Below are 26,972 nucleotides of genomic sequence, written 5' to 3' on the forward strand. Positions count from 1 at the left end.
ATGCAGCGGCTTCTGGTCTGCTGGCTGTTGTGTTTGATCCCTGCGCTGGCCACGGCGCAGGACGAACCGCTGCATCTGGCGTTCAAGGGTGATTTGCTGTCCTTGAGCCGGACTCAGTTGCTGTCGCGCGAGGCGTTGCCCGATACCTTGCAGACCCCGCTGGGCAGTGTGTGGAAGTTGTTTGTCTACAGCTGGCTGGTGGACACCGGCGCGCGCGAGCCGGCTTACGAATGTCGCGGGCAGTCGAAAGAAGAAGTCTATTGCTGCACGGCGGGCGGCAAGATCGAGCGTGATCAGGCGCTGGTCAAATCCTGCGGATTGTATTTCGAGCCGGCGCGTTTGGGCATTTCCAGCGCCGATTGGCGAGTTTATTGGCAGACGCGACAGGCGCCGGAATGGTTGCTGAGCTTACCGTCGGTGCGGCCCGCCACTCGGGTTCCGGTGGCTGAGTTGTTACGCACGTTGGCGCTGCTGCCGGCCCAGGATCAGGCGCGCCGGGTGTTGCTCGATGTGGTGCTCAATGCCGCAGACGGCAATGTCGTCGGCGAGCTCGGCGGCCGGTTGCGGGTGAAAACCTGGAGCTGGCTGGGGGATCGGGATCCGGCGTCGCCCCAGGGCGGTTTTGCCGGTTGGACGGCGGACGGTACGCCGATCTGGGCCGGTGGGCGCGGGACCAGTCAGCGAGTCTTGCGTGAGTATGGTCCGGCGTTGGCGACGGTGCTCCCGGCATCAGGGACGGCCGAAAGCGGAACGTGCGTCGAGGTCAGTCTGTTCTCTCGTTATCCACTGAAACGCGTACTGTCTGGAGATCGCCTGGCAGCGTCCGGGCCTTTGCAGGGCGACTATCGTGTCGAATTCGTCAGCGGCAATCAGCTCGATATCCACAGCGATGGCGAACTGTTTTTACTGAACAACACACTGGTGGCTCGGCTGGATCGCGAAGAATACGTCGCGCGCGTGCTGCAGCGCGAAGCCACCGCTGAACCCGCCGAAGCGGCCAAAGCCCTGGCCGTGGCCATTCGCACCTACCTGCTGCAAAACGCCACGCGCCACGGCGACTGCCTGAGCATCGACGACAGCAGCCAGCGCCAACGGGTCGCACCGCGTCCGGCCAGCGCCGAAGCGCGCGACATCGCCGCCTGGACCCGTGATCTGGTACTGGCCGGCAGCACCGTGACCTACCATTCCGATCAACCCGGCCCGGACAAACTGTCCTGGCAGCACGCCGTCGAACAAGCCAATGCCGGCCAACGCTACGACGCCATCCTGCTGCACGCTTACCCGCGCGCGAGCCTCAGCCGTTGGGACAATCCCGTCGCTTCCTGCGAAGCCCTGCCCGCTGCGCAGGACTGGCTGCAAAAGCAGCGTCGCGGCTGGCGCTCACGGCTGGAAAGCGAAACCGGCTACAACGAAGTCAGCACGTTCGCCGTCTGCCGCCTGACTTTCGGCCGCCCCTATGTCGACCGCGAACGCCAGCGCATCTACGTGCGCGGCGTGCTCTCGCTGCAAGACCGTCTCGACCTGACTCACGAATACCTGCACCTGGCCTTTGAGGCACACCCCAACGGCCAGGATGAAACCTACATCGAAGGGCTCGCCCGTCATCTTTTGCTGGAATAGACCATGACACTCCGTTATCCACAGGTCTTGCTGTTGCTCTGCGCGTTGGCCGTGTTATCGCCGACCCAGGCTGCCGACAGCGTCAAGCTCGACACCCCCGCAGGCGGTTGGCGCACCGGTGCGGCTGAAGGCGAGGGGGAGAACTTCCGTCAGACCGTCAACTACCCGGCCTCCTCGGTGAACACACCGGCCGGCCAGGCCAACACCGCGCGCATTGCCGGACAGATCAAAGCCACGCCCAAGTCGGCGGAGCCCGGCCGGTTGATTGTGAACGGTGTCAGCATGCCGCTGAAAATCGATCCGGCGGGCCGCTTTGATCGCCCGTTCTCGTTTCCCAACGGCAGCAACAGTGTCGAGGTCCGCAGCCCTGACGGCCAGCAACGCCATCGTGTGCAGTTCTTGAATGCCAGCGGTGGAGCAACACCGGCCAAATTGCGCGTTCTGCTGTCATGGGACAGCGACAACACCGACCTCGACCTGCACCTGATCACCCCCGATGGTGTGCACATCTGGTACGGCGACCGCGTCGCCCCCAATGGCGCAGCACTCGATGTCGACGTGACTACCGGCTACGGTCCGGAAATCTTCGCCATGCCGGCGCCGATCAAGGGGCAGTATCTGGTGTATGTGAACTACTTCGGCGGTGGCTATCGCAGTGACGAAGAGGGGCAGGAAGAGGCGGTTCAAGCGCTGACCACCGCGCAGGTCACGGTGATTACCGAGGAGGGTACGCCGAGCGAGAAGATCGAGACGTTTCTGGTGCCCATGCGGGCGGTGGGGGAGTTGACGCTGGTGAAGGCGTTCAGTTATCCGTGAGGCTCAAGTACATCTTGCGCAGGGTCTGAACGCGGTTACGTCCCCGATTCTTTGCCCCGTATAGCGCTTCATCCGCTTGTGAAAGCAGGCCGAAAAGATCGTAGCCCGACTCACGCGTGGTGACGACACCAATGCTGACACTGAGCATTCCCGGTTCCAGCATCGACAGTTGTGAAAAGGACAGGCGAATGCGCTCGGCCACCTGAACCGCTTCCTGCTCACCAGCCTCCTTGAGCAGGCAGGCAAACTCTTCGCCACCGATACGACCGAACACATCCTGCTTGCGCAGGTTGTCCGTCAGAATCCGACTGAATGCGATCAAGGCCTGATCCCCCATCGGGTGACCAAAACTGTCGTTCAGGCGCTTGAAATGATCCAGGTCGCATAGCAGCAGAGCGGCGGGTTCCTTGCGGCGATTGCTGTCCGCCAGCAAGCGTTCTCCGTTCGCCATGAACGCGCGACGGTTGCCGATTCCGGTCAGCGGATCGCAGAAAGCGGCGGCCCTGAACTTGAGTTCGGCGCGCTCCTTGACCATGGCCAACGCCACATAGGCAATGCCAATGACGTAGAGCATGGACTCGAACAGCATGAAGGAGAAAAAGCGCACGCCATCGCCGACGCCCGACAAGGCCTGATCCAGCGGCAGGCTTTTGTCGATCACACTGCGGACAACATAGAAAGTGGTGTGCAGCAGCGTCAGCAGCAACGCGGGCATGTACGCGACTTCAAGGCTGCGACGGCTGCGCCAGAACTCCAGTGCCGTCAGCACGCCATAACCGGCGACCAGCAGGGAATACACCACGACTCGAATGGGCATGGCGTCATAGAAAACCGGACTCAGACACAGCGTCAGCCAGAGGCCGGGACCGGCCAGAATCCCCTGCATTGATGGTGTGCGTCCGACGAACACGCGCATGGCCGTCCAGTTCATCGCCGCGCTCAACAACAGGGCGACGTTGCCGAAGATGATCGGCACAAAATCGACCCCCCGGCCCCGCCAACTGACCAGCACCACACCCAGCGCAGCCAGCAGCATCATGGCGCCCAGATAAGCCAGGGTCCGCTCACGGGGTTCGCGCCAACAGGCGTGACAGGTCAACAGCCCCATCAACGCGAAGACGAAGACTGACGCGACCAGCAAGGTCGGGATGTGAAGCGCCATGTCTTTGGTTCCCGCGAAGCTCAAACCGGAGTGGTCCTGCAGAAGGGGGCTCGGGTCAACGAGGTAGTGGTCGAAAGGGTGGATTTAGCACTTGGGATGTGAGTATTGGCAAGGGGGACGTTTATCTGAGTTTGCGGGGCGGGGGAGTGGGTTGTGTTGATTGGGATGGTTTTCTGGCAGGCATTAAAAAGCCGGCTTGTGGCCGGCTTCTCGGGGACTGGCTTGGTTCATTTTTGGTAAACCGCGCCAGCCTTCAAAACGTACACCCGGATCTTGCGTCCGGCTGTGGGACTCGGCGAGAAAATCATCTGCCTTGTCGGTGCGATTCTCCGCCGCGGAGCGGGGGGATGCGCAAATGTGGGGCGCAGCATACTGATTTTTTGAGGAAATTCCCAGCTTGGTGTGCGAGATAGAGCTCTGGGGCTGGTTCTCAGGGTGATTCTCTCGACGCCTTTGCGGGCAAGTCCGTTCCCACAGGTCTCGTCTGTCCCTGCGGGCGCATGGCTTGCGCGTGATGAATTCGCCTCGGTATCACAGAAATGGCACTTGCGGCCGGCGCTTGTTCAGTGTCGACCACCAGAACACCCAACCTAATACCCGAATGTTTTGCTCTTCGATCTGCGCGGCCCGGAAGATTTCGTCCGGGTATTCGATCCTGTTGTGGCTGCGCATGCGAATTGCGTTGCCGGGCACTCGGTGCAGGTATTTGATCCGCAGCATGCCGTCATGTTCGATCGCGTAGATTTCGCCATCGATGATGTCCTTGAGCCCGCGGTCTATGCCCAGGAAGGAACCGTCTTCAATTCTTTCGCCCATGCTGTTGCCGATCATGCGGGCACAGATGGCATCGGTATGTCTGATTTCCAGGGAGTCGAGGTGACTGCGGGGCAATCGGATGGATTGGCCGGGGTCTTCGACGACGTGGGTTTTATTGGAGCCAGGTGCGGTGGCGGTTTCCTTGTAGAGGGGCAGTTCGACGTCAAGGGGCTCGACGACGGTGTAAATGCCGCGAATGGCCTGGGCATCGAATGTATGGCCGGTCTCGTCGAGCAGGCGCAGGTGTCTGGCGTCTTTCGGGCCTTCGCCCGTTTTCAGCCATTCACTGTTTACGGAGAGTTTTCTGGCCACTTCTTCCATGCAGTGCGCAGGCACGCCACGGGTGTACCAGTTGTGGACTTTCTGCGGGACTGCGTCCAGAAACTCGGCAAATCCCGTTGTCGTGATGTTCGCTTCTTCAAGGAGCGCTTTAAAGCGCGGGCCGCTAGTGTTCTTTTTCATAAACGCGAGTCTACTGGCGGCGCATAAGGCTTTGAATAAACGAACCGTTCAAATTTCGAGGGAGATTTAAGACTGGATGTAAGACGTTCTCGGGTGAAATTAAACAAGAAAAAACCAAATTGGCGCCTGTTAAACGACCCGTTTAAATGGTGCTTTTCGAGCGCCCAAAAAAAACCCCGGATCACCGGGGCTTTTCTTGAAGCTTGCTGCTTGAAGCTCGCAGTGGCGCTTAGCCTTTATAGGCAGCAACCGACTTGGTGATCGCGGCACGGGCGGCGTCTGCGCCGTCCCAGCCTTCGATTTTCACCCATTTGCCTTTTTCGAGATCTTTGTAGTTCGCGAAGAAGTGCTCAATCTGCTGAATCAGCAGCGGTGGCAGGTCGGTGTATTCCTTCACGTCCACGTACAGCTGGGACAGCTTGTCGTGTGGAACCGCGATGACTTTGGCATCGCCGCCGCCGTCGTCGGTCATGTTCAGGATGCCGACAGGACGAGCGCGGATCACGGAGCCTGGAGCAACCGGGTAAGGGGTCACGACCAGCACGTCGAGGGGGTCACCGTCGTCAGCCAGGGTGTTCGGGATGTAACCGTAGTTGGCCGGGTAGAACATCGGGGTGGCCATGAAACGGTCAACGAAGAGGCAATCGCTGTCTTTGTCGATTTCGTACTTGATCGGCGCGTGGTTGGCCGGGATCTCGATCGCGACGTAGATGTCGTTCGGCAGGTCTTTGCCAGCCGGAATCTTGCTGTAGCTCATTGGGCGTTGCCCCCGTTAGTTGACCAAAAACACTTGGCCGGATTGACCAAAAAGTGGCGGCGATTATAGGCATATTCCTACGTCGACGCCATGTACCAGAGGTCGTAGACCTTTAGTCATGTGCCTGATAGACCGGGTCCTCGGCGAGAAGTTGCTTGAGTCTCCTCAGCGGGTCCTGGCGATAGAACAGTTTCAGCTGCTCATAGACCTGTGGATAAGCCTCGTGCAGCAAATCCGGAGCACTGAAGAAGTACTCGCTGGTCACGGCGAAAAATTCGGCCGGGTTCTCGGCGGCGTAGGGATCTATCGCGGTCTCGGCGTCAGGATGGCGATCAAGTTGTCGGTCGAGATCGTCATAGGCTTCTTGCATGACTTTCGCCCAGTCGCTGACTCGCATGTCGGCATGCAACGGTGGCAGGCCGTTGGCATCGCCGTTGAGCATGTCGAGTTTATGCGCCAGTTCGTGGATCACCAGGTTGTAGCCTTCCCAGCCACCGCTGGCCAAGACGCCGGGCCAGGCGAGGATGATCGGGCCCTGCTGCCAGGCTTCGCCGCTGTGCTCGCCATCCCATTCGTGCTCGACGCCGCTGGCGTCGCGATGCCGTTGCGGGCTTAGGAAGTCGTCTGGGTAGAGGATGATTTCGTGAAAACCCTGGTACCAGTTCAGGTCGCCCAGGTTCAGCAATGGCAGTTGTGCCTGGGCCGCGAGCAGCAGGCGTTGCTCCTGATGGAGTTCAACGCCGGGCAGGGCGGTCAGGTGTTTGTCTTGCAGGAACAGCACGCTGGCTTCTCTCAGCCACTGGTCTTCGGCGGCGCTGATGCCATCCAGAAAGCTCAGTTGATGACGCACCCGTTGCCACATGTCGTCGGCAATCGGGTGTTTGGCCAGGGTGCGCTGGCGTCTCCAGGCGCTTAGGGACCACATCGTGAATCAGCGTGTTTCGGCTTTGGAGTTCGAGTTGCCGAAGCGGCTGCGGATTACGCCGATGATCATCGGTAGCAGTGACAGCAGGATGATCCCGACCACCAGCAGCGACAGGTTTTTCTTGATGAACGGTACATTACCGAAGAAGTAACCGAGGGTGACCAGGCCGCCGACCCAAAAAACCGTGCCCAGTACGCTGAACCCGAAAAAGCGCGGGTAAGGCATCTTGCCGACGCCGGCGACGAACGGTGCAAAGGTGCGGATGATGGGCAGGAAGCGCGCCAGGGTCACGGTTTTGCCACCGTGCTTGTCATAGAAGTCATGGGTTTGTTGCAGATAGTCGCGGCGGAAGATTTTCGAGTTCGGGTTGCTGAACAAACGTTCGCCGGCCGTTCGGCCGATGATGTAGTTGGTACTGTCGCCCAGTATCGCCGCCAGCATCAGCAGCCCGCCCAGCAACACCGGATCCATACCGCCACCGGCGGCAACGGCGCCGGCGATAAACAGCAGCGAGTCGCCTGGCAGGAAAGGCATCACCACCAGGCCGGTTTCACAAAAGATCACCAGAAACAGAATGGCGTAAATCCAGGCCCCGTAATTGGTTACGAGCATGTCGAGGTAGGCGTCGAGATGCAGAACGATATCGATCGGGTTGAAATCCATGGAGGGCACCTGTGATAACGGCCCGACTCGGCAGGCCTGTGCGTATGACTTCGCGTAAGACTACGGATGGGTGTAGTTTTTCTTACAAGCCGGAAAGATCGGGATTATACGGAGTGAGAAGTGAAAAGAGCGTCGAGATTGTAGCGGGGGATTTCACTCGGGCTGACGCTGGGTGCGCTCTGTTTTGCGGGCGCACACCTGCTCGCGATGAAGGTGCCAAATGACACGCCGCAATCGAGAGCAAGCTTGCGCCTGCAGGTTTGACGCGGGTCAAAGCTCTTCGCTGATCGGCAACACGTAGTTCTTGAACTCGGTGTCTTCCTTGAACCCGATGGATTCATAGGTTTTCTGTGCGGCCTGGTTGTTGCTGCTGGTGGAAACACGCATGCGCACGGCATTGGTTTCCTTGGCCATTTTCTTCGCGGTACGGATCAGGTTGTCGGCCACCAGTTGGCGGCGGGCGTCTTCGGCGACATAGATGTCGTTGAGGATCCACACGCGTTTCAGCGAGAGCGAGGAAAAGCTTGGATATAACTGACAGAAACCCATCAGCTTGTTGTCGTCGTCATCGGCCAGTGCCAGGTAAATCACTGACTCCTTGCGACGCAGGCGTTTCTCGAGGAACGCCCGGGACGAGTCCGGATACGGCAGGGAGCCATAGAATTCGCGATATTTGACGAACAATGGGGTCAGCAGGTCCAGGTGTTCGAGGGTCGCTTGAATAATCCGCATGGTAGGTCTCGTCTTCAAGTGGCTGTCTTCACGTGCTCTGACGGCAAAAGGTACTCACTGGCAGCCGTGCGTCGATCCTGCCTGAAATCATCCCGAAAGTGCAATGCGGAAGCGGTTCAGGCATCCGGCGGACTCAGTAGGAAATTACCTTTCATGTCCGCGTCAACGTCCGACCCCAGCGTCTGAACCTGCGCTTCATCCTTTAAATTGACACCCGAAAGCTGCCGTCGGCAGGCCTCGCGCATCAGATACAGCAAACGGTGTGCCGCCATGCCATAACTCAGGCCTTCAAGGCGAACATTAGAGATGCAGTTGCGGTAGGCGTCCGTCAGGCCGACCTTGGGATTGTAGGTGAAATATAAACCCAGGCTGTCTGGCGAGCTGAGGCCGGGGCGTTCGCCGATCAGGATCACTGTCATTTTGGCGCCGAGCAGTTCACCAACCTCGTCGGCCACTGCAACGCGACCTTGTTCCACCAGAATCACCGGGGCCATTGACCAGTTTTCGGCACCCATCTGTTCTTCCAGGCGCGCCAGAAACGGCACCGTGTGGCGATGAACGGCCAAGGCCGACAAACCATCGGCGACCACGATCGCCAGATCGACCCCGCCGGGATGTGCCGATGCGTAATCGCGCAGGAGTTGTGCGGACTCATCGCTCAACTTTCGCCCCAAATCGGGGCGCTGCAGGTAGCTGTTGCGATCGATCGCCGCGCTGTGCAGCAAGATGCTTTCGCGCCCACGTTCAGCCAATTGCGAGCTCAGTGTCTTGTGGTCAAACGGCAAATGCACGGCGTCCCGGGCCTGGGCATGGGCGTATTGGAAGTCCAGCTGCGCGCGCGTGGGCATGCTGGTGCCGGTTCGGCCCAGGGCGATCCGCGCCGGTGTCAGGCGTCGCAGTTCCAGCCATGGGTTGTGCGGATCGAAGGGTGGTTTATCCATGGAAACACTCATCCCAATTGCGCCAGGGCCTGGCGGAATGCCGGAGGCAGGCTGTTGCCGAAGAGAATCTTGCCGTCCGCTTGAGTGAAGATGCCCATTTTCGCCAGCCATTGTTCGAATTCCGGCGCGGGCTTCAGGCCCAGGGTCTGACGGGCATAGAGCGCGTCGTGGAATGAAGTGGTCTGGTAGTTGAGCATGATGTCGTCGGAGCCGGGGATGCCCATGATGAAGTTGATCCCGGCCACGCCCAGCAGGGTCAACAGGGTGTCCATGTCGTCCTGGTCGGCTTCGGCGTGGTTGGTGTAGCAGATGTCACAACCCATCGGTACGCCCAGCAGCTTGCCGCAGAAATGGTCTTCAAGGCCGGCGCGGATGATCTGTTTGCCGTTGTAGAGGTACTCCGGGCCGATAAATCCTACGACGGTGTTCACCAGAAACGGATTGAAATGTCGTGCCACGGCATACGCCCGGGTTTCGCACGTCTGTTGATCGACGCCATGGTGGGCGTTGGCCGACAGGGCGCTGCCCTGGCCTGTTTCGAAATACATCAGGTTTTGCCCGAGGGTGCCGCGATTGAGGCTCAATCCGGCGTCGTAACCTTCCTTCAATACATTCAGATTGATGCCGAAACTGGCGTTGGCCGCCTCGGTGCCGGCGATCGACTGGAACACCAGGTCCAGCGGCACCCCGCGATTGACGGCTTCGATCGACGTCGTGACATGCGTCAGAACGCAGGCCTGTGTCGGGATTTCGTAGCGTTGAATGATGGCGTCGAGCATTTCCAGCATCGCGCAGATCGAGGCGATGCTGTCGGTGGCCGGGTTGATCCCGATCATCGCGTCGCCGTTGCCGTGCAGCAAGCCGTCAAGGATGCTCGCGGCGATACCGGCCGGTTCATCCGTGGGGTGATTCGGTTGCAGTCGCGTGGAGAGCCGGCCGCGCAGGCCCAGGGTGCCGCGGAACTGCGTGACCACACGGATTTTCTGTGCCACCAGCACCAGATCCTGCACGCGCATGATCTTCGACACGGCGGCGACCATTTCCGGCGTCAGGCCGGGTGCAAGGGCGCGCAGGACGTGTTCGTCGGCGGCATCGCTGAGCAGCCAGTCTCGAAAACCGCCCACGGTGAGGTGACTGACCACGCTGAACGCATGCATGTCGTGGGTGTCGATGATCAGCCGGGTGACTTCATCGTCTTCATAGGGAATCAGTACTTCCTGTAGGAAATGGCTGAGCGGAATGTCGGCCAAAGCCATTTGCGCGGCCACTCGTTCGCCATCATTGAGCGCGGCGACGCCGGCCAGAAAATCCCCTGAGCGCGCCGGACTGGCCTTGGCCATCACGTCCTTGAGGTTTTCGAAACGGTAGGTCTGAGCGCCGACGGAATGGGCAAATGCGGCCATGGGGCGGTGTCCTCTGGTTCTGTACAAGTCTTGATAACACAAACAGTCCCTGTGGGAGAGCGTGTGCTCCCACCAGGGAATGTGCATGCACTTCAATCATGCAGGCGCCAGGCCAGGAGCCCGGCGCCGGTGCATCTCAGACGCCTTCGAGCATGGCGTCCGCCGGTGCTTCGGAGCGTTGCTTGGCGGTCAACTGGAAATACAGGTAACCGGCGGCCATGAATCCGACGAAAATCAGGCCGATCAAGGTGTTGAACCAGGCCATTGCCACCAGGCACACCACGGCGAGAAACAGCGCGATACCGGGCACGATCGGATAGCCTGGCGCACGGAAGGTGCGTTCCAGGTTCGGCTCGGTTTTACGCAGTTTGAACAGGCTCAGCATACTGATGATGTACATCACGATGGCGCCGAAAACCGACATGGTGATCATCGCTGCCGTCAGGGTCATGCCTTGCAGGTTGACCAGGCCGTCGCTGTAAATCGCCGCTATACCGATAACGCCGCCGGCAAGGATTGCCCGGTGCGGCGTCTGGAAGCGCGACAGCTTGGCCAGGCTGCGGGGCAGGTAGCCGGCGCGGGCCAGGGCAAAGAACTGCCGCGAGTAGCCCAGGATGATCCCGTGGAAACTCGCCACCAGACCGAACAGGCCGATCCATACCAGCATGTGCATCCAGCTCGAATTGTTGCCCACCACAGCCTTCATGGCTTGGGGCAGTGGATCGTTGATGTTCGACAGTTGACGCCAATCGCCAACGCCGCCGGCCATGATCATCACGCCGATGGCCAGGAACACCAGGGTCAGAATCCCGCTGACGTAGGCCTTGGGGATCGTACGCTTCGGGTCCTTGGCTTCTTCGGCCGCCATGGCCGCGCCTTCGATGGCGAGGAAAAACCAGATCGCAAAGGGAATGGCGGCGAAAATGCCTGGAACGGCCGCCATCGTGAACTCGCTGGAGCCGGACCAGCCATTGAGCACGAAGTTACTGAAACTGAAGCCTGGCGCAACGACGCCCATGAACACCAACAATTCGGCGACCGCCAGTACGGTGACCACCAGTTCGAAGGTGGCCGCGATGCTGACGCCGAGGATATTCAGGGTCATGAACACGAAATAGGCGCCTACCGCCGCGATTTTCGGGTCCAGTTCCGGGTATTGCACATTGAGGTAGGCGCCGATGGCCATGGCAATCGCCGGGGGCGCAAAGACGAATTCGATCAGGGTGGCGATGCCGGCGATCAAGCCACCTTTCTCGCCAAAGGCTCGCCGGCTGTAGGCAAACGGCCCGCCCGCGTGGGGAATGGCGGTGGTCAGTTCGGTAAAACTGAAGATGAAGCAGGTGTACATCGTCGCCACCATCAGGGCGGTGACGAGGAAACCCAGGGTGCCTGCGGTGCCCCAGCCGTAACTCCAGCCGAAGTATTCGCCGGAAATCACCAGGCCGACGGCGATGCCCCATAAATGCAGGGTGCCGAGTGTGGGTTTGAGCTGTGTGGTAGAAGTCATAAGTCCTCGCTGTCTTTTTTATTGTTTGATCTTTTGGACTTTCGGAAGCGGCTTTTGCGTGTAATGCGGGCACGCAAGGCCCGTGCCAGAGCGGCCAGCCTTTTGTGTTGTGCCATTGAAGGCGCCATCGCGAGCAAGCTCGCTCCCACAGGGATTTCTGCTGAGTCAGGTTTTCGGAATCAACCCGAATCCATTGTGGGAGCGAGCCTGCTCGCGATGGCTGCTGGAAGGGCGACACAGAAACCCTGTGTCGCCCCCGGTTTTTAGAAGAAGCCCAGCGGATTGATGTCGTAGCTCACCAGCAGGTTTTTGGTCTGCTGATAGTGATCGAGCATCATTTTGTGGGTTTCACGGCCGACGCCGGACTTCTTGTAACCGCCGAACGCGGCGTGCGCCGGGTACAGGTGGTAGCAGTTGGTCCACACACGACCGGCCTTGATGGCGCGGCCCATGCGGTAGGCGCGGTTGATGTCGCGAGTCCAGAGGCCGGCGCCCAGGCCGAACTCGGTGTCGTTGGCGATGGCCAGGGCTTCTGCTTCGTCCTTGAAGGTGGTGATGCTCACGACCGGGCCGAAGATTTCTTCCTGGAACACCCGCATTTTGTTGGTGCCCTTGAGCAGCGTCGGCTGGATGTAATACCCGGTCGCGAGGGTGCCCTCGAGTTTTTCCACTTTGCCGCCGGTCAGCAGTTCAGCACCTTCGCCCTTGGCAATTTCCAGGTACGAAAGGATTTTATCGAATTGTTGCTCGGACGCCTGGGCGCCGACCATGGTGTCGGTGTCCAGCGGGTCGCCACGTTTGATCTGCAGGACCTTTTTCATCACCACTTGCATGAATTCGTCGTAGATCGACTCTTGCACCAGCGCGCGGGACGGGCAGGTGCAGACTTCACCCTGGTTGAAGAACGCCAGCACCAGGCCTTCGGCGGCTTTTTCGATGAAGCTTGGCTCTGCCTTCATGATGTCTTCGAAGAAGATGTTCGGCGACTTGCCGCCCAGCTCCACGGTGGACGGAATGATGTTTTCGGCGGCGCATTTCATGATGTGCGAGCCGACTGGCGTCGAGCCGGTAAAGGCGATTTTGGCGATGCGTTTGCTGGTCGCCAGGGCTTCGCCGGCTTCTTTACCGAAACCTTGCACAATGTTCAGCACGCCTGGCGGCAGCAGGTCGCCAATCAGCTCGACCAGCACGGTGATGCCCAGCGGGGTTTGTTCGGCAGGTTTAAGCACCACGCAGTTGCCGGCGGCCAGGGCCGGGGCGAGTTTCCAGGCGGCCATCAGGATCGGGAAGTTCCACGGAATGATCTGCCCGACCACGCCCAGCGGTTCATGGATGTGATAGGCCACGGTGTTGCCGTCGATTTCGGCAGCGCTGCCTTCCTGGGCGCGGATGCAGCCGGCGAAGTAGCGGAAGTGGTCGGCGGCCAGCGGAATATCGGCGTTGAGGGTTTCGCGCACGGCTTTGCCGTTGTCCCAGGATTCGGTGATTGCCAGCAGTTCGAGGTTTTGTTCGATGCGGTCGGCAATTTTCAGCAGCACCAGCGAGCGTGCCTGGGCGGACGTGGCGCCCCAGGCATCGGCGGCCGCGTGGGCGGCGTCCAGGGCCTTGTCGATGTCTTCGGCGGTGGAACGCGGGAATTCGGCAATCGGTTGGCCATTGACTGGCGAGGTATTGGTGAAGTACTGACCTTTGACAGGCGCGACGAACTCGCCGCCGATGTAGTTACCGTATTTGCTCTTGAACGAAACGATAGCGCCTTCAGTACCGGGGTGAGCGTAACGCATGATGTTTCTCCTTGGCTTTTGTATTTATAAGAGAGACGCGCATGTGCGCTTGCTATAAGCGTAGAGCAAGGGTCGGGCCAGTGCCTTGCAGGTCAGGCAAATCAAGGCCTTGGGCGATTTCTGTCGGACGGGCGGGCGGTGTCTGTGACGCTTTCGATACAGTGCCTGTGACACTTTGTACCGTTTGTGGCACAGCCTGTGACGGGCCGGTCTTGCCGGCATTGCAATGCAGGCTAGGCTGGAGGATGCTCGGCATCACCTCAACACGGGTCGCCGAGCCCCGGGGAGAATAATAAGAAATGCACGACAACCATTTGAGTCGCCATGCCCAGCAAGTACTGACTGTGACCCAGGGCAAAGCCCACCTGCACGGTCCTGGCAGCGATCCGTCCATCGCCCGCTCCTGGCTGCGCTGCCTTGAGGACTATCACCTCGATCCGGCCCTGAGCATGGCGCCGACAGTGCTGGAACATGGACGCGTCCTCGAAAGCCGTGAACGCCTGCAGCAAGTGCTGCACATCGCCGGCAGTGAAATGACCAGCCTGCATCAACAGCTTTCCGGCGCCGGCCATGCGGTGCTGCTGACCGACGCGCGTGGTGTGATCCTCAACTGTGTGACGGCGCCCGCCGAACGGAAGATTTTCGAGCGCGCCGGGCTCTGGCTCGGCGCCGACTGGAGCGAGGCCTGCGAAGGCACCAATGGCATCGGTACCTGTCTGGTGGAGCGCCAGTCGCTGACCATCCACCAGGACGAGCACTTCCGCGGCCGTCATACCGGCCTGACCTGCTCGGCGAGCCCGGTGTTCGACCCGCATGGCGAATTGCTGGCGGTGCTCGACGTCTCGTCGGCGCGGCATGAGGTGTCGCGTCAGAGTCAGTTCCATACCATGGCCCTGGTCAATCTTTCGGCGAAGATGATCGAGAGCTGCTATTTCCTGCGTTACTTCGATAACCAATGGCTGCTGCGTTTTCATTTGCAGGCCGAGTCCGTCGGGCTGTTCAGCGAAGGGTTGCTGGCGTTTGATGGGGAAGGGCGGATCTGCGCGGTCAATCAAAGCGCACTGAACCTGCTGGGCCACGTGCGCGGGGGATTGCTGGGCAAGCCGGTTGAGGCATTTTTCGATTGTTCGCTGGATGAGTTGCTTGGCCGTGCGAGCGCCAATGCCAGCGCCAGTTGGCCGCTGCGCACCCGTGACGGGCGCAAGCTGTTCGCCGTATTGCGTGGGCAGCCGCGCCGCGTGCCAGTACCACTGGTGCCCAGTCCGGTGGTTGAGGAGCGTGCGCCGTCATTGGGTATCTGCCTGGGCGATGCCGGTTTGCAGGCGGATTTCCGCAAGGCCCTGCGGGTGTACGAACGGGATGTGCCGTTGCTGATCAACGGTGAAACCGGCTCGGGCAAAGAGGCTTTCGCCAAAGCCGTCCATCGCGCCAGTCAACGGGCGGACAAGGCGTTTGTCGCCCTCAACTGCGCCGCCATCCCGGAAAGCCTGATCGAGAGCGAGCTGTTCGGCTATCGCGGCGGCAGCTTCACCGGGGCGCGCAAGGAAGGCATGCGCGGCAAGTTGCAACAGGCCGATGGCGGCACCTTGTTCCTCGACGAGATCGGCGACATGCCGCTGGCGATGCAGACGCGACTCTTGAGGGTGCTGGAGGATCGTCAGGTGGTACCGATCGGTGGCGAGCCGGAGGCGGTCAACGTGCGGATCATCAGCGCCACGCACCGCAATCTGCTGGAACGGGTGCAGGAAGGCAGTTTCCGTGAGGACCTGTTCTATCGACTCAACGGGCTGGAGGTCGCGCTGCCGGCATTGCGCGATCGCAGTGACAAATCGCAACTGCTGGACTTTTTACTGGCCGAAGAGGCGGGCGCAGAACCGGTCGTGATCGACGGGCCGGCCCGCCAGGCCCTGCTGGGTTTCGCCTGGCCGGGCAACGTGCGGCAGTTGCGCAACGTACTGCGGACATTGGCCGCGTTGTGCGAGGGCGGGCGGATTGTACTGGACGATTTGCCGGCGGTGATTCGCCAGACCCGACCGGCGGTTCAATCGGTCATTGAAGAGCCTGCCGAACATCCGCTGGAAGATGCCGAACGCCTGGCGCTGTTGAATGCGCTGGAGCAAACGCGTTGGCACATGACCCGCACGGCTGAGCAGTTGGGAGTCAGCCGTAACACGCTTTATAGAAAACTGCGCAAACACGGTATCGCCCGCTAGGACCCGCCAGTCGGTGGGGGCACGGAAAGTCGTGCTTCCACAGGTCCAGCCATCAGCAGGGACTGAAACACAAGGTGCGATTTTCCCCTCCCTAAGCTAACCTGCGGCCATGTTTTACGAGGTCGACTATGCACATTCATATTCTTGGTATCTGCGGCACTTTCATGGGTTCGATGGCGGTTCTGGCCAAAGAGCTGGGCCATCACGTGACGGGCTCCGATGCCAACGTCTATCCGCCGATGAGCACCCAGCTCGAGGCCCAGGGCATTGAGTTGACCCAAGGTTATGACCCGTCGCAACTGGACCCGGCCCCCGACCTGGTGGTGATCGGCAACGCCATGTCCCGTGGCAACCCCGCCGTGGAATATGTGCTGAACAAAGGCCTGCCCTATGTTTCCGGTCCGCAATGGCTGGCAGACCACGTGCTGCAAGGTCGCTGGGTGCTGGCCGTTGCCGGTACTCATGGCAAAACCACCACCAGCAGCATGCTCGCCTGGGTGCTGGAGCATGCGGGCATGAGCCCTGGCTTCCTGATCGGCGGCGTGCCGCAGAATTTCTCGGTCTCGGCGCGCCTGGGTGATACGCCGTTCTTCGTCATCGAAGCCGATGAGTACGACAGTGCGTTCTTCGACAAGCGTTCCAAATTCGTGCACTACCGTCCGCGCACGGCGATCCTGAACAATCTGGAGTTCGATCATGCGGACATCTTCCCGGATCTGCCGGCCATCGAACGGCAATTTCATCACTTGGTGCGGACCATCCCGAGTGAAGGCCTGATCATTCATCCGACCACCGAGCCAGCCTTGCAACGCGTCATCGAGATGGGCTGCTGGACCCCGGTGCAAACCACGGGTGTCGGCGGCCAGTGGCAGGTCAAGCTGCTCAGCGAAGACGGCTCGAAGTTCGAAGTGATGTTCGAAGGCGCTTCCCAGGGCGTGGTCGAGTGGGACATGACCGGCCAGCACAACGTCGCCAACGCACTGGCCACACTGGCTGCGGCACGTCACGTCGGTGTGGTGCCGTCCATGGGCATCGCCGCGTTGAGCGCTTTCAAAAGCGTGAAGCGTCGCATGGAAAAAGTCGCGGAGGTGCGCGGCATCACTATTTATGACGACTTCGCTCACCATCCGACCGCCATCGCCACCACGCTCGACGGCTTGCGTAAACGCATTGGCGATGCACCGTTGATCGCCATCATCGAGCCGCGCTCCAATTCCATGAAGCTGGGTGCGCACCGTGACGGTTTGCCGGAAAGCGTGGTCGACGCCGACCAGGTGATCTGGTATGCACCGGCCAACCTCGGTTGGGATCTGGCGGGCACCGCCGCACTGTGTACGGTGCCGTCGATCGTCAGTGATTCGCTCGAAGGCATCATTGAACGCGTCAAGAGCCAGGCCCAGCCCGGCACTCACGTGGTGATCATGAGCAACGGCGGCTTCGGCGGCCTGCACGGCAAACTCGCCGAGGCGCTTAAATGAACAACGGCCCGGACCGCATCACGCTGGCGATGACGGGCGCTTCCGGCGCCCAGTACGGCTTGCGCCTGCTCGACTGCCTGGTGCGCGAAGAGCGGGAAGTGCACTTTCTGATTTCCAAGGCCGCGCAACTGGTGATGGCCACCGAAACCGACGTCACGCTGCCGGCCAAACCGCAGATGATGCAGGCCTTCCTCACCGAATACACCGGCGCTGCGGCGGGGCAGATTCGGGTGTATGGGAAGGAAGACTGGATGTCGCCGGTGGCCTCGGGCTCCGGCGCACCGGCGGCGATGGTGGTCGTGCCGTGCTCTACCGGGACGTTGTCAGCCATCGCGACCGGCGCCTGCAACAACCTGATCGAACGTGCCGCCGATGTGACGCTGAAGGAGCGTCGCCAACTGATCCTGGTGCCCCGTGAAGCGCCGTATTCGAGCATTCACCTGGAAAACATGCTCAAGTTGTCGAACATGGGCGTGACGATTCTGCCAGCATCGCCGGGCTTCTATCACCAGCCGCAAACCATCGACGACCTGATCGATTTCGTCGTGGCGCGCATTCTCAACCTGTTGAATATTCCGCAAGACATGCTGCCGCGCTGGGGCGAACACCATCTGACCAGCGATGAATAAGTTACTGGCGATTGTGCTGGCCTTGCAGTTGGCCGGATGCGCCACTGCGCGCACGCTGGATGCCGCGAAGCCGGGTGCGCCCGTAGTGTATTCGGGGACCCGGCTGGATTTGTATGCGATGAACGGTGGTTGCTGCGCGATGGACCGCTTCGGCGCCGAAGCGCCGAGCTATCCCGGCGTCGACCTGCCGGCCAGCGCACTGCTCGACACCCTGCTGCTGCCTTTGTCGTTGCTGACTGTAATCGGGGTCAGCTTTCAGGCGACAGGTGGGTTATAGGCAAGTCCCCTCGCCGCAAGTCGGCCAGTCTATTTGCCGAGCTTGCGCAGCTCATCCGACTCGACAATCCGCACTCCATTCTGTTCTTCCAGCGCCAGTCGCCACATGGCGCGGGCCATTTGGCAGGCCTCGATGCCGTGGTACTTGCCGGGTATCAGGCGAGACAGCGGGCCGGCGAGTTTCTCTGCCAGGCGCGGTTCGGTGCGCTCGCCCAAGAGCAGTGATGGACGGCAGATGGTCAGTTGCGGCCAGTCCTGCGCGCGCAATGCCTGCTCCATCTCGCCTTTGACCCGATTGTAGAAAATCGGAGACTTCGGATCGGCGCCCAGGGCGCTGATCACGATCAGGTGACGGGCGCCCATTTCCCGCGCCCGTTTGGAGAAGGCCACCACCATGTCCAGGTCCACCGCGCGAAACGCCTGTTCCGAGCCCGCCTGCTTGATGGTGGTGCCCAGGCAGCAATAGGCGATGTCGACGCGACCGTTCAATTGCGGGAGGAATACTGCCGGGTCGCCGACCGGGTTTTCAAGGTGGGGATGTTTGGCCAGCGCCCGGCGTGAGGGGGCCAGAACCCGCGTAATGGTGGGCTCATTGAGCAAACGATCGAGTAGATGTTCACCGGTCAACCCGGTGGCTCCGGCAAGCAGTACGTGCTGAGGCGTCAAGTACATAGTGTTTCTCCCTTGATACCCATCAGCTTAGTTGTTCTTTGTATCCTTGCTTTCAATGGCGGCACTTTGCAGGGCTTTGCGTGCCTGTTGTTTACGTAACAGCTGCCAGTGGGAGAGCACGGTTTTCGGTGCCCAGATCTGCGGTTCGGAGGCTTCGAAGCCATCGGCCAGCTCGCGCTCGGCGACAGTCGCCCTGGCCAGCTTGAAGGCCTGTTCCAGATCATCGGTCTGGTTCAGGGCCTGGGCGAACAGGGCATCGCCGAAGTACGTGAAGTTGGCTTCTTCCGAACAGCCGAAAGACACGCGGTCAGCCCGTGTGGCGGTCATGATCAGGGTGCGTTCGTCCTTGAGGGCCGGGATGAAACCGCCGGAGTAGCAGGACGAAATCACAATGATCTTGTCGCGGTTTTTCAGCGGGGCGAGGACCGTGGCCAGTTCGTCGGCCGGCAGATCGGCCAGTTCCATGCGTGGCTGGTCGAGCACCAGTTCGTGTTCGGCGTTGCCGTGGCTGGTCAGGTAGATGAAAACCAAATCTTCCGGGCCGCTGCGTTCGGCCAGGGTCACGGCGGCGCGACGCAGGTTTTCCCGGGTGGCCATCGGACGGTCGACGAGGTGATCGCGATGGTTCACCAGGCGGATCTGGCCGAAGGCGCCGAAGCGGCTGGTGAGCATGTTGGCGACGTAGTCGGATTCGCGCAGGAAAACACTCAGATTGCCATCGCCGCCGAGGGTCAAGGTGTACAACTCTACGGCCGGGGTCGAGGTCGGTACATTGCCGAGTGCGTCCTCCAGCAGGTGGCCCTGGGCCAGCAGGCCGAGTTCGAGGGTGTCGGGGAGTAATTTGCCACTGGCATCGCGTACGCGCTGGCCGTTGATCCAGGTACCGCTTTGTACCGTGCCGTCCGTCAGCACCAGGGTGCCGCGACCGGAATAGCTGTCGTTGTCGAACTGGCCGATATAGAAACTGCCATCAGGCAGGTTCAGGCGACCTTGGCCGACAAAGCGCCAGTCGCTGAATTGACCGATGTAATGGCTGCCATCGGCGCCGATCAACTCGCCCTTGCCGTTCAGCGAGCCTTCCTCGAATTGGCCCAGCCAGACGTCGCCGTCGGCGTTTTCGTAGCGGCCCTTGCCGTGCAGTTGATTGTTCTTGAAACCGCCGACATAAATGTCGCCGTCGGCACTGTTGAACGTCCCGTTACCTTGCAGCTGTCCATCGACGAAGTGCCCGGTGAACTGATTGCCGTTGCCGTCCCCGCGCTGGCCTTCGCCGTTGGGCTTGCCGTGGGCGAACTGGCCCTGGTAGGTGCTGCCATCATCGAGTTCGAGACGGCCAAGCCCTGAATACTGATCGGCTTTGAATTCGCCGCGGTACGTCATGCCGTTTTCTTTGAGGGTGCCTTCGCCGTCGCGGCGGCCGAGTTTGAAGCTGCCGGTGAAGCTGCTGCCATTGGTGGTCAGGCTGCCCTGGCCGTCGAACAGCCCTTGCTTGAATTGCCCGCGATAAACCTCGCCGTTGCTGCCGTGCCATTCGCCCTGGCCATGCCATTGGCCTTGGTCGAACTCGCCGGCATACCAACTGCCGTTCGGGTAATCGATGCGACCCTGGCCTTGCAGCAGCCCATTGACCAGATCTCCACGATAGCGTCCGCCATCCGGCAGGCGGGCGTCAGGGGGCAGCGGCGATTCGCCGTCGCCGCAAGCGGTGAGCATCAGGGTCAAGGCAAGGAGTGCGAGTGAGCGCATAGCAGGATCCGGGCAATTAGGCGACGGAGTATGCCGCAGCTATGTGACCTTATACAGTCGGTATAAAAGGAGGTGATGCGAAACAGTACGGCCTGCTTCGCATCCGGGATGGTTTACACGAAGCAGAGCGACAAGGGCTCAGCAATGTACGCCGGCTTGTCCGAGCCTTCGATTTCCAGGGTCGCGGTGGCTTTGAGCAGCCATTGGCCGGGTTTCTTCTCGGTGACGTCGGTCAGGTCGACTTTGAGGCGTACGTTCGAATTGACCTTGACCGGCTGAATGAAGCGCACGCTGTCGAGGCCGTAGTTGACCACCATCTTCAAGCCCTCGGGCATGACGAGGATGTCTTCCATCAGTTTTGGAATCAGCGACAGCGACAGGAAACCGTGGGCGATGGTGCTGCCAAAGGGCGTTTGCGCGGCTTTGACCGGATCGACATGGATGAACTGATAGTCCCCTGTGGCTTCGGCGAACAGGTTGATGCGTTCCTGATCGATGGTGAGCCATTCGGAACGTCCAAGTTCCTTGCCGACATAATCATTGAGCTCTGCAACTGGAACATAGGGCATTGAGACTCTCCTTGGGTTCATCGGTTTTATAGTTTTGAATGGGGGGATTTTTGGCCTCCCGGCTTACCACTTTAGATCAACATGGCAAATTGCTCCGGTCAACCGACCATGCTTTTGGCGAATGCCGGTCTATAGCGCAGGCGTGCTTATAATGCCCGGGCCAATGCGGGTGACGGATTTGCGGGAGATGAAGAATGTTGTTACGTGGCCTGACCTGGCTGGTGCTGTTCCAATTGCTCGGCACCGCGATAAACCATTTGTTTTTGCCAGTGCTGCCGGGGCCGATTGTCGGTCTGCTGCTGTTGCTGGTGTTCCTGATCAGCCGTGGTCAGGTGGGTGAACCGCTGAACCTGGCGGCCAGCAGCCTGTTGCGGTATTTGCCCTTGCTGCTGGTACCGCCGGCGGTGGGCGTGATGGTTTACGCCAAAGACATTGCCGCGGATTTTTGGGCCATCACGGGAGCCTTGGTGTTGTCGCTGCTGCTGTCCATGGCCTTCGCGGGCGTGCTGATGCAGCGCTTGATCAAGCGTCACGCTCACCATCCCGAGGACAGCCAATGATCCTTGACTGGTATGGCGCCTGGACGTCGGTGATTCACCATCCATTGTTCGGTATCGGCATTACCCTCGGCGCCTATCAGCTGGTACTGGCCGCATTCGAGAAAACCCGCTGGATCTTTTTGCAGCCGGTGCTGGTCTCCATGTTGCTGGTGATCGGTGTGCTGGTGGGCTGCGGGTTGACCTACGCCGAGTACCGCAAGAGCACCGAGATTCTCAGCATTCTGCTCGGCCCGGCGACGGTCGCGCTGGCCGTCCCGCTTTATCTCAACCTGCGACGGATTCGGCAGTTGTTCTGGCCGATTTTTACTACGCTGGTGATAGGCGGCGTGGTGGCTACAGGCATGGGTGTGCTGTTGGGCTGGTGGTTCGGTGCCGAACACATGATCCTGATGACCATGGCGCCGAAGTCGGTGACTTCGCCGATTGCCATGTTGGTGGCCGAGCAAATCGGCGGTGTCGCGGCGCTGGCGGCGGTGTTCGTGCTGATCACGGGTGTGATCGGGGCGATTTTCGGCCCGAGCCTGCTGACCCGGCTCGGTGTTCACAGCCCGGAGGCACGCGGCATGGCGCTGGGCATGACCGCCCACGCGGTTGGCACCTCGGTGGCCTTGCAGGAAAGTGAAGAGTGCGGCGCGTTCGCGGCGCTGGCGATGAGTTTGATGGGCGTGGCCACGGCGGTGTTCCTGCCGTTGGCGGTGTCGATAGTGGTTTGAAGGAAATGTCTATGAGTCTGCCGCTTTTTCCGCTGAACACGGTGCTGTTTCCTGGCTGCATCCTCGACTTGCAGATTTTCGAGGCGCGCTACCTGGACATGATCGGTCGCTGCATGAAGCAGGGCGGCGGCTTCGGTGTGGTGTGCATTCTAGACGGCGAAGAAGTCGGCATCGCTCCGGCGGGTTATGCCCTGGTTGGTTGCGAGGCGCTGATCACCGACTTCAAGCAGCAGGACAACGGCCTGCTCGGGATTCGAGTCCAGGGCGGTCGGCGATTCCATGTATTGCGCACCGAGGTTCAGCGCGATCAGTTGACCGTCGCCGAAGTCGAGTGGCTGGAAGATGAGCCTGAACAGCCATTACAGGAAGAGGACGCCGATCTGGTGGCCTTGCTCAACGCGCTGGCCGAACACCCGATGGTCGAAGCGCTGAACATGGGCACGGAAGCGACCGGCCAACAGTCGTTGGCCAATCAGTTGGCTTACCTCTTGCCGTTCGCCGAAGTGGACAAGATCGACCTGCTGCAACTCGATGATCCGCAGCAACGACTGGATGCGATTCAGGCGTTGCTGGACGAGTTGCAAGGGGAGTTGTTTGCCTGAGCAGCAATTGGCAACGATTCGGTCAGGTAGCCAGCATTGAAGGGTGCCAAGGATTTATTTAGTTTGCGGTTGGTCCACACGAAGTGGCCAATTTCATTACTAAAAGGAATTAAAAATCATGACTATCTACACAACCGAACGCGCCACTTGGGAAGCTGCTGCTGTGGGCTACATGCTTAAACATGCCAGCATCGGGCAATCTTTTGAGGACACCGCAACCACGGCAGGTCGGTTCGCAGATGCTCTGATTCTTGAGATGCGTAAGCGTCAAAGTGCTTGATCACTGATGAACTGAATACGTTTCAAAAAAGAACCCCGGCCTGTCAGGCCGGGGTTCTTTTTTAATAGGCATACCGCAGCATCGTGTGCGGTAAGTGCCGGATCACGAAGAACGCGAACAGCGCCACCAGCGCCGGCAATACCAGCCACCACACCCTGGGCGGCAGGGCGTTGAGCGAAGTCTTGCGCTGACTCAACCACAGGCTCGTCGCGCAAACGCTCGCCGCCAGCATCGCCCCGGCCAAAACATCCGTAGGCCAATGCACGCCGAGGTAGACGCGGGAAAGGGAGATTGCCAGCGCCGGCAGGCATCCCACCAGCAGCCAGGTCAGGCGCATCCGTGGTGGCTGTCCACGGCCGGCCAGCACGGCGATGGTCAGGAACAGCGCGAAAGAGCCTGACGCGTGGCCGCTGGGCATGCTGTAGCTGGTCAGTGGGTCGCTCAGCACTTCCGGACGTAGGCGTGTGAAAAAGTACTTGGTCAAGGTGTTGGCCAATGCGGTGCACATCAGCGTGCTGCCGGCAAAGATCGCCGGACGCCATTGCCGGGTGATCAGTAAAAGCCCGACCAGCAAGGCACTGAACAGGAGCATGCTGCGAAATTCGCCGATCAGCGTGAAGACCACGGCCACTTCATCGAGCGCCGGGCTGCGGTGTTCCTGTACCAGGGCCATAATCCCCTGGTCGAGGGCCGTCAGGTGCGGATAGCTGATAAACAACCCTGCCAGAATCAGAAAACTCATGCTTGCAATGAACATCGTGGCTTTGCGGTGGCGACGCAGACTGCTGGTCGCGCTCAGTCCCACCATGACCGCAATACTGCCGACGACGATACCCGCCTGCGGCCAGAAGCCTTCGGGCAGCGGCAAGCGAATCGCCGCACCCGTGGCCCAGCCCGGCAATAGGTAGGCCACTGACCATCCCGCTCCTGCCAGCAGACTGACGGCGAAGAAGCGTGGGAATGGCATGTCGAACATCCCGGCGACCATCGGCAACATGGGCCGCAAGGGGCCAATGAAGCGCCCGACCAGCAGGCTGGCGATACCGTAGCGCTGGAAGTAAGACTCGGCCCCGGCGATCCACTCCGGGTGATGACGCAGCCCGGGCAGGCGCCGGATGTTCTGATGGAAATGGCGTCCCAGGAAATAGGACACGACGTCGCCCAGTACGCCGGCGAGGAAGCCCAGCAACAACGTTTCGCTCAACGACAGCGCACCGCTGCCGGCCAGCACCGCCACCGCGAATAACAAAACCGTGCCGGGCACGATCAGTCCGGCAATCGCCAGGCACTCCACGAAGGCCACGATGAATACTGCCGCTGCCAGCCATTGCGGGTTGACCGTCAACCAGGCCGTCACGCTATCGAGCCATGGGCCCATAAAAACAACTCCATTGAATGTTCAATTGATCCTGCTGAATCCACGCGGCTCTAGTAAAGATGTCACCGCTCCCACAGCAATAGGGTGACATCAAAGGCTTGTCAGCATTCAGGACAGCACAAAATAATCGCGACCTTCGACCTGCCCCCGTCGCAGCGGGTTCCGCGTGCAATGGGCGGCATAGGCGCCGTCCACGAAGCGGTACATCAGGTGTTCGTCGCGCCCGTGGGGAATGCCCAGGCGGGTCGCCTGGATGATGTGTGGGGGTGTCTGACCGACGTCTTCCACCAGCAGCACTTCGTGATCGAAGCGTTTCGCGTCCCAGACGGGCACTTTCAGCCCCAGCGACTTGCAGAGCAGCGTTTGCCCCGCGCACAGCTTCTGCGAGGGGCGAGGGCGGCCTTGGGCGTCGGGGTTGTTCAACAGCATCTGCGCCAGGCTCGCCGGCCCGCTGACCTCATCGACCCAAGGGTAGGCGGATTTGATCAGCACTGCGTTGCCAGGGCCTTGAGCGCTGAAGTTGAGGGAGTCGCCGCCACGGGCGTAATACATATAAATGTGGCCGCCATCCAGAAACAAAGCCTTACGCTTTTCTGTGTAACCGAGGGAGGCGTGACTGCCTTTTTCTTCGCAGTAATAGGCTTCGGTTTCGATAATCCGGGCACTGAGCCACAGGTCGCCGACCCGATGGCGGATGACTTTGCCCAGTAGATCCCGGGCCACTGTTTGGGCGTCACGGTCGAAAAAAGCGTCCGGGAGGCCCTTGGGCAGGCTCGCGGCGGACTCACGAACAGTCAGATTAGTCATGATGAACGGCGTTTATCAGGGCTGATTGAGTCGTGATGATAACAATTTGCAGCTTAATCCCGGCTGAACGTCGGCAAATTGCCCTCCATTTCGACCATCCGCCCGTCACCGCTGTTAGTCGGTGGACGCGACAGCTATAATCTGCCGCTTTACTCTTTACCACGACCTCGGAAAAGACCACGCCAGACCATGACTGAGTCCGTTCTTGACTACATGACCCGCTTGGGGATCGCTGCCCGCGAGGCTTCCCGCGTTATCGGCCGTGCCAGCGCCGCGCAGAAAAACCGCGCCTTGCAGGCGGCTGCCAATGCGCTGGATGCTGCCCGCGCCGAGCTGACGGCCGCCAATGAGCTGGACTTGGCAGCCGGCCGCGCCAATGGTCTGGAGCCGGCGCTGCTTGAACGCCTGGCGCTGACCCCTGCGCGTATCGACGGCATGATCGTCGGCCTGCGCCAGGTTGCGGCGTTGCCGGACCCGGTCGGTGCGATCCGCGACATGAGCTATCGGCCTTCGGGTATCCAGGTCGGCAAAATGCGCGTGCCTTTGGGCGTGATCGGGATTATTTACGAATCGCGACCGAACGTGACCATCGACGCCGCCAGCCTGTGCCTGAAGTCCGGCAATGCGACCATCCTGCGGGGCGGCTCCGAGGCCATTCATTCCAATCGTGCCATCGCTGCCTGTATCCAGCGCGGTCTGGCCGAAGCCGATTTGCCGGCGGCGGTGGTGCAAGTGGTCGAAACCACCGATCGTGCAGCCGTTGGTGCATTGATCACCATGCCGGAATACGTTGATGTCATCGTGCCCCGTGGCGGTCGTGGCCTGATCGAACGGGTCAGCCGCGATGCCCGCGTACCGGTGATCAAGCATCTGGACGGCATCTGCCACGTTTATGTCAGTGCCCACGCCGACCTGCCGAAAGCCCAGCGTATCGCCTTCAATGCCAAGACTTACCGCTATGGCATTTGCGGTGCGATGGAGACGCTGCTGGTCGACCAAACCGTTGCCCGGGATTTCCTGCCGCCGATGGCTGCCCGGTTCCGCGAAAAAGGCGTCGAGCTGCGCGGTTGCGATCGCACGCGGGCTATCATCGAAGCGCTGCCGGCCACTGAAGAAGACTGGAGCACCGAGTACCTGGCGCCGATCCTGTCGATCCGCGTGGTCGACGGGCTGGAGCAGGCCATCGACCACATCAACCATTACGGCTCTCACCACACCGATTCGATTGTCAGCGAACACCTGGGCGACACCCGGCGTTTCGTGGCTGAAGTCGACTCGTCGTCGGTGATGATCAACACCCCGACATGCTTCGCCGATGGCTTCGAATACGGATTGGGTGCCGAGATCGGCATTTCTACTGATAAGCTGCACGCCCGCGGCCCGGTCGGCCTCGAAGGTTTGACCTGCGAGAAGTACGTCGTGGTCGGTGATGGACAGCTGCGCGGACAGGAGTCGGTCTGA

General features: G+C 60.5%; 26 protein-coding genes. 11 read left to right on the forward strand and 15 right to left on the reverse strand.

Annotated features, from left to right (window positions below):
- Both ACX3YF_RS10705 and ACX3YF_RS10710 read left to right on the forward strand, forming a co-directional pair.
- Window positions 1-1,620 carry a DUF2300 domain-containing protein gene (locus ACX3YF_RS10705; protein WP_458973719.1) on the forward strand — a complete coding sequence of 540 codons (1,620 nt, stop codon included), beginning with the start codon at window positions 1-3 and terminating at the stop codon, window positions 1,618-1,620.
- A gap of 3 nt (window positions 1,621-1,623) precedes the next feature.
- Complete coding sequence (locus tag ACX3YF_RS10710; RefSeq protein WP_458973720.1) at window positions 1,624-2,436, forward strand: YfaP family protein; 813 nt, start codon at window positions 1,624-1,626, stop codon at window positions 2,434-2,436.
- On the opposite strand, the gene ACX3YF_RS10715 is transcribed toward ACX3YF_RS10710, so the two are convergent.
- The 10 genes from ACX3YF_RS10715 to exaC form a co-directional block, all read right to left on the reverse strand.
- A complete protein-coding gene (locus ACX3YF_RS10715) occupies window positions 2,423-3,598 on the reverse strand; it encodes a GGDEF domain-containing protein (RefSeq protein WP_448647458.1) in 1,176 nt (391 codons plus the stop codon). The genes ACX3YF_RS10710 and ACX3YF_RS10715 overlap by 14 nt on opposite strands.
- A gap of 531 nt (window positions 3,599-4,129) precedes the next feature.
- Window positions 4,130-4,876, reverse strand: coding sequence for a S24 family peptidase (locus tag ACX3YF_RS10720; protein WP_130211359.1), 747 nt, complete (start codon window positions 4,874-4,876; stop codon window positions 4,130-4,132).
- A gap of 229 nt (window positions 4,877-5,105) precedes the next feature.
- On the reverse strand, window positions 5,106-5,633 hold the full coding sequence (ppa, locus tag ACX3YF_RS10725) for an inorganic diphosphatase (RefSeq protein WP_003228599.1): 528 nt from the start codon (window positions 5,631-5,633) through the stop codon (window positions 5,106-5,108).
- A 112-nt stretch (window positions 5,634-5,745) separates the two neighbouring features.
- Complete coding sequence (locus tag ACX3YF_RS10730; RefSeq protein ID WP_130211358.1) at window positions 5,746-6,558, reverse strand: M90 family metallopeptidase; 813 nt, start codon at window positions 6,556-6,558, stop codon at window positions 5,746-5,748.
- Between the two features lie 6 nt (window positions 6,559-6,564).
- Window positions 6,565-7,221: a DedA family protein gene (locus tag ACX3YF_RS10735; protein WP_454838341.1), complete on the reverse strand. Its 657-nt coding sequence runs from the start codon at window positions 7,219-7,221 to the stop codon at window positions 6,565-6,567.
- Between the two features lie 270 nt (window positions 7,222-7,491).
- Complete coding sequence (locus tag ACX3YF_RS10740; protein WP_130211356.1) at window positions 7,492-7,953, reverse strand: GNAT family N-acetyltransferase; 462 nt, start codon at window positions 7,951-7,953, stop codon at window positions 7,492-7,494.
- 116 nt (window positions 7,954-8,069) lie between these two features.
- Entirely contained in the window at window positions 8,070-8,894 is an 825-nt protein-coding gene (gene eutC / locus ACX3YF_RS10745; protein ID WP_458973721.1) for an ethanolamine ammonia-lyase subunit EutC, read from the reverse strand.
- Between the two features lie 8 nt (window positions 8,895-8,902).
- On the reverse strand, window positions 8,903-10,297 hold the full coding sequence (locus tag ACX3YF_RS10750) for an ethanolamine ammonia-lyase subunit EutB (protein WP_130211354.1): 1,395 nt from the start codon (window positions 10,295-10,297) through the stop codon (window positions 8,903-8,905).
- 136 nt (window positions 10,298-10,433) lie between these two features.
- Entirely contained in the window at window positions 10,434-11,804 is a 1,371-nt protein-coding gene (eat, locus tag ACX3YF_RS10755) for an ethanolamine permease (protein ID WP_130211353.1), read from the reverse strand.
- A gap of 263 nt (window positions 11,805-12,067) precedes the next feature.
- Window positions 12,068-13,588: an acetaldehyde dehydrogenase ExaC gene (gene exaC / locus ACX3YF_RS10760; RefSeq protein ID WP_047533778.1), complete on the reverse strand. Its 1,521-nt coding sequence runs from the start codon at window positions 13,586-13,588 to the stop codon at window positions 12,068-12,070.
- A 299-nt stretch (window positions 13,589-13,887) separates the two neighbouring features.
- Here exaC and ACX3YF_RS10765 point away from each other — a divergent pair, with 299 nt between their 5' ends.
- From ACX3YF_RS10765 to ACX3YF_RS10780, 4 genes are all read left to right on the forward strand, one after another.
- On the forward strand, window positions 13,888-15,801 hold the full coding sequence (locus ACX3YF_RS10765; RefSeq protein ID WP_458973722.1) for a sigma-54-dependent Fis family transcriptional regulator: 1,914 nt from the start codon (window positions 13,888-13,890) through the stop codon (window positions 15,799-15,801).
- A 128-nt stretch (window positions 15,802-15,929) separates the two neighbouring features.
- Complete coding sequence (mpl, locus tag ACX3YF_RS10770; protein WP_458973723.1) at window positions 15,930-17,279, forward strand: UDP-N-acetylmuramate:L-alanyl-gamma-D-glutamyl-meso-diaminopimelate ligase; 1,350 nt, start codon at window positions 15,930-15,932, stop codon at window positions 17,277-17,279.
- On the forward strand, window positions 17,276-17,908 hold the full coding sequence (gene ubiX, locus ACX3YF_RS10775; protein ID WP_047533771.1) for a flavin prenyltransferase UbiX: 633 nt from the start codon (window positions 17,276-17,278) through the stop codon (window positions 17,906-17,908). The genes mpl and ubiX overlap by 4 nt, the downstream gene beginning before the upstream one ends.
- Window positions 17,901-18,185, forward strand: a complete 285-nt coding sequence (locus ACX3YF_RS10780; RefSeq protein WP_130211350.1) for a YceK/YidQ family lipoprotein — start codon at window positions 17,901-17,903, stop codon at window positions 18,183-18,185. The genes ubiX and ACX3YF_RS10780 overlap by 8 nt, the downstream gene beginning before the upstream one ends.
- Window positions 18,186-18,214: 29 nt before the next feature.
- Here ACX3YF_RS10780 and ACX3YF_RS10785 read toward each other — a convergent pair whose 3' ends face one another.
- From ACX3YF_RS10785 to ACX3YF_RS10795, 3 genes are all read right to left on the reverse strand, one after another.
- Window positions 18,215-18,856: an oxidoreductase gene (locus tag ACX3YF_RS10785; protein ID WP_130211349.1), complete on the reverse strand. Its 642-nt coding sequence runs from the start codon at window positions 18,854-18,856 to the stop codon at window positions 18,215-18,217.
- A 27-nt stretch (window positions 18,857-18,883) separates the two neighbouring features.
- Window positions 18,884-20,602 carry a C13 family peptidase gene (locus ACX3YF_RS10790; RefSeq protein WP_458973724.1) on the reverse strand — a complete coding sequence of 573 codons (1,719 nt, stop codon included), beginning with the start codon at window positions 20,600-20,602 and terminating at the stop codon, window positions 18,884-18,886.
- A gap of 113 nt (window positions 20,603-20,715) precedes the next feature.
- Window positions 20,716-21,171 carry a MaoC family dehydratase gene (locus ACX3YF_RS10795; RefSeq protein ID WP_130211347.1) on the reverse strand — a complete coding sequence of 152 codons (456 nt, stop codon included), beginning with the start codon at window positions 21,169-21,171 and terminating at the stop codon, window positions 20,716-20,718.
- 194 nt (window positions 21,172-21,365) lie between these two features.
- Here ACX3YF_RS10795 and ACX3YF_RS10800 point away from each other — a divergent pair, with 194 nt between their 5' ends.
- From ACX3YF_RS10800 to ACX3YF_RS10815, 4 genes are all read left to right on the forward strand, one after another.
- Window positions 21,366-21,731 carry a CidA/LrgA family protein gene (locus ACX3YF_RS10800; protein WP_130211346.1) on the forward strand — a complete coding sequence of 122 codons (366 nt, stop codon included), beginning with the start codon at window positions 21,366-21,368 and terminating at the stop codon, window positions 21,729-21,731.
- Window positions 21,728-22,444, forward strand: coding sequence for an LrgB family protein (locus ACX3YF_RS10805; RefSeq protein ID WP_047533755.1), 717 nt, complete (start codon window positions 21,728-21,730; stop codon window positions 22,442-22,444). The genes ACX3YF_RS10800 and ACX3YF_RS10805 overlap by 4 nt, the downstream gene beginning before the upstream one ends.
- Before the next feature lie 11 nt (window positions 22,445-22,455).
- Window positions 22,456-23,046, forward strand: coding sequence for an LON peptidase substrate-binding domain-containing protein (locus tag ACX3YF_RS10810; RefSeq protein WP_130211344.1), 591 nt, complete (start codon window positions 22,456-22,458; stop codon window positions 23,044-23,046).
- 118 nt (window positions 23,047-23,164) lie between these two features.
- Complete coding sequence (locus ACX3YF_RS10815) at window positions 23,165-23,326, forward strand: hypothetical protein (protein WP_288099018.1); 162 nt, start codon at window positions 23,165-23,167, stop codon at window positions 23,324-23,326.
- 61 nt (window positions 23,327-23,387) lie between these two features.
- Here ACX3YF_RS10815 and ACX3YF_RS10820 read toward each other — a convergent pair whose 3' ends face one another.
- A complete protein-coding gene (locus ACX3YF_RS10820; RefSeq protein ID WP_458973725.1) occupies window positions 23,388-24,704 on the reverse strand; it encodes a bifunctional DedA family/phosphatase PAP2 family protein in 1,317 nt (438 codons plus the stop codon).
- Window positions 24,705-24,812: 108 nt separating this feature from the next.
- Window positions 24,813-25,511, reverse strand: coding sequence for a DNA-3-methyladenine glycosylase (locus tag ACX3YF_RS10825; protein WP_196587176.1), 699 nt, complete (start codon window positions 25,509-25,511; stop codon window positions 24,813-24,815).
- Between the two features lie 189 nt (window positions 25,512-25,700).
- Between ACX3YF_RS10825 and ACX3YF_RS10830 the strand changes: the two genes are divergently transcribed.
- The gene (locus tag ACX3YF_RS10830; RefSeq protein WP_458973726.1) at window positions 25,701-26,972 is read left to right on the forward strand and encodes a glutamate-5-semialdehyde dehydrogenase; all 1,272 of its coding nucleotides are present in this window, start codon (window positions 25,701-25,703) and stop codon (window positions 26,970-26,972) included.

It is taken from the genome of Pseudomonas fluorescens group sp. PF-69 (assembly GCF_054481235.1).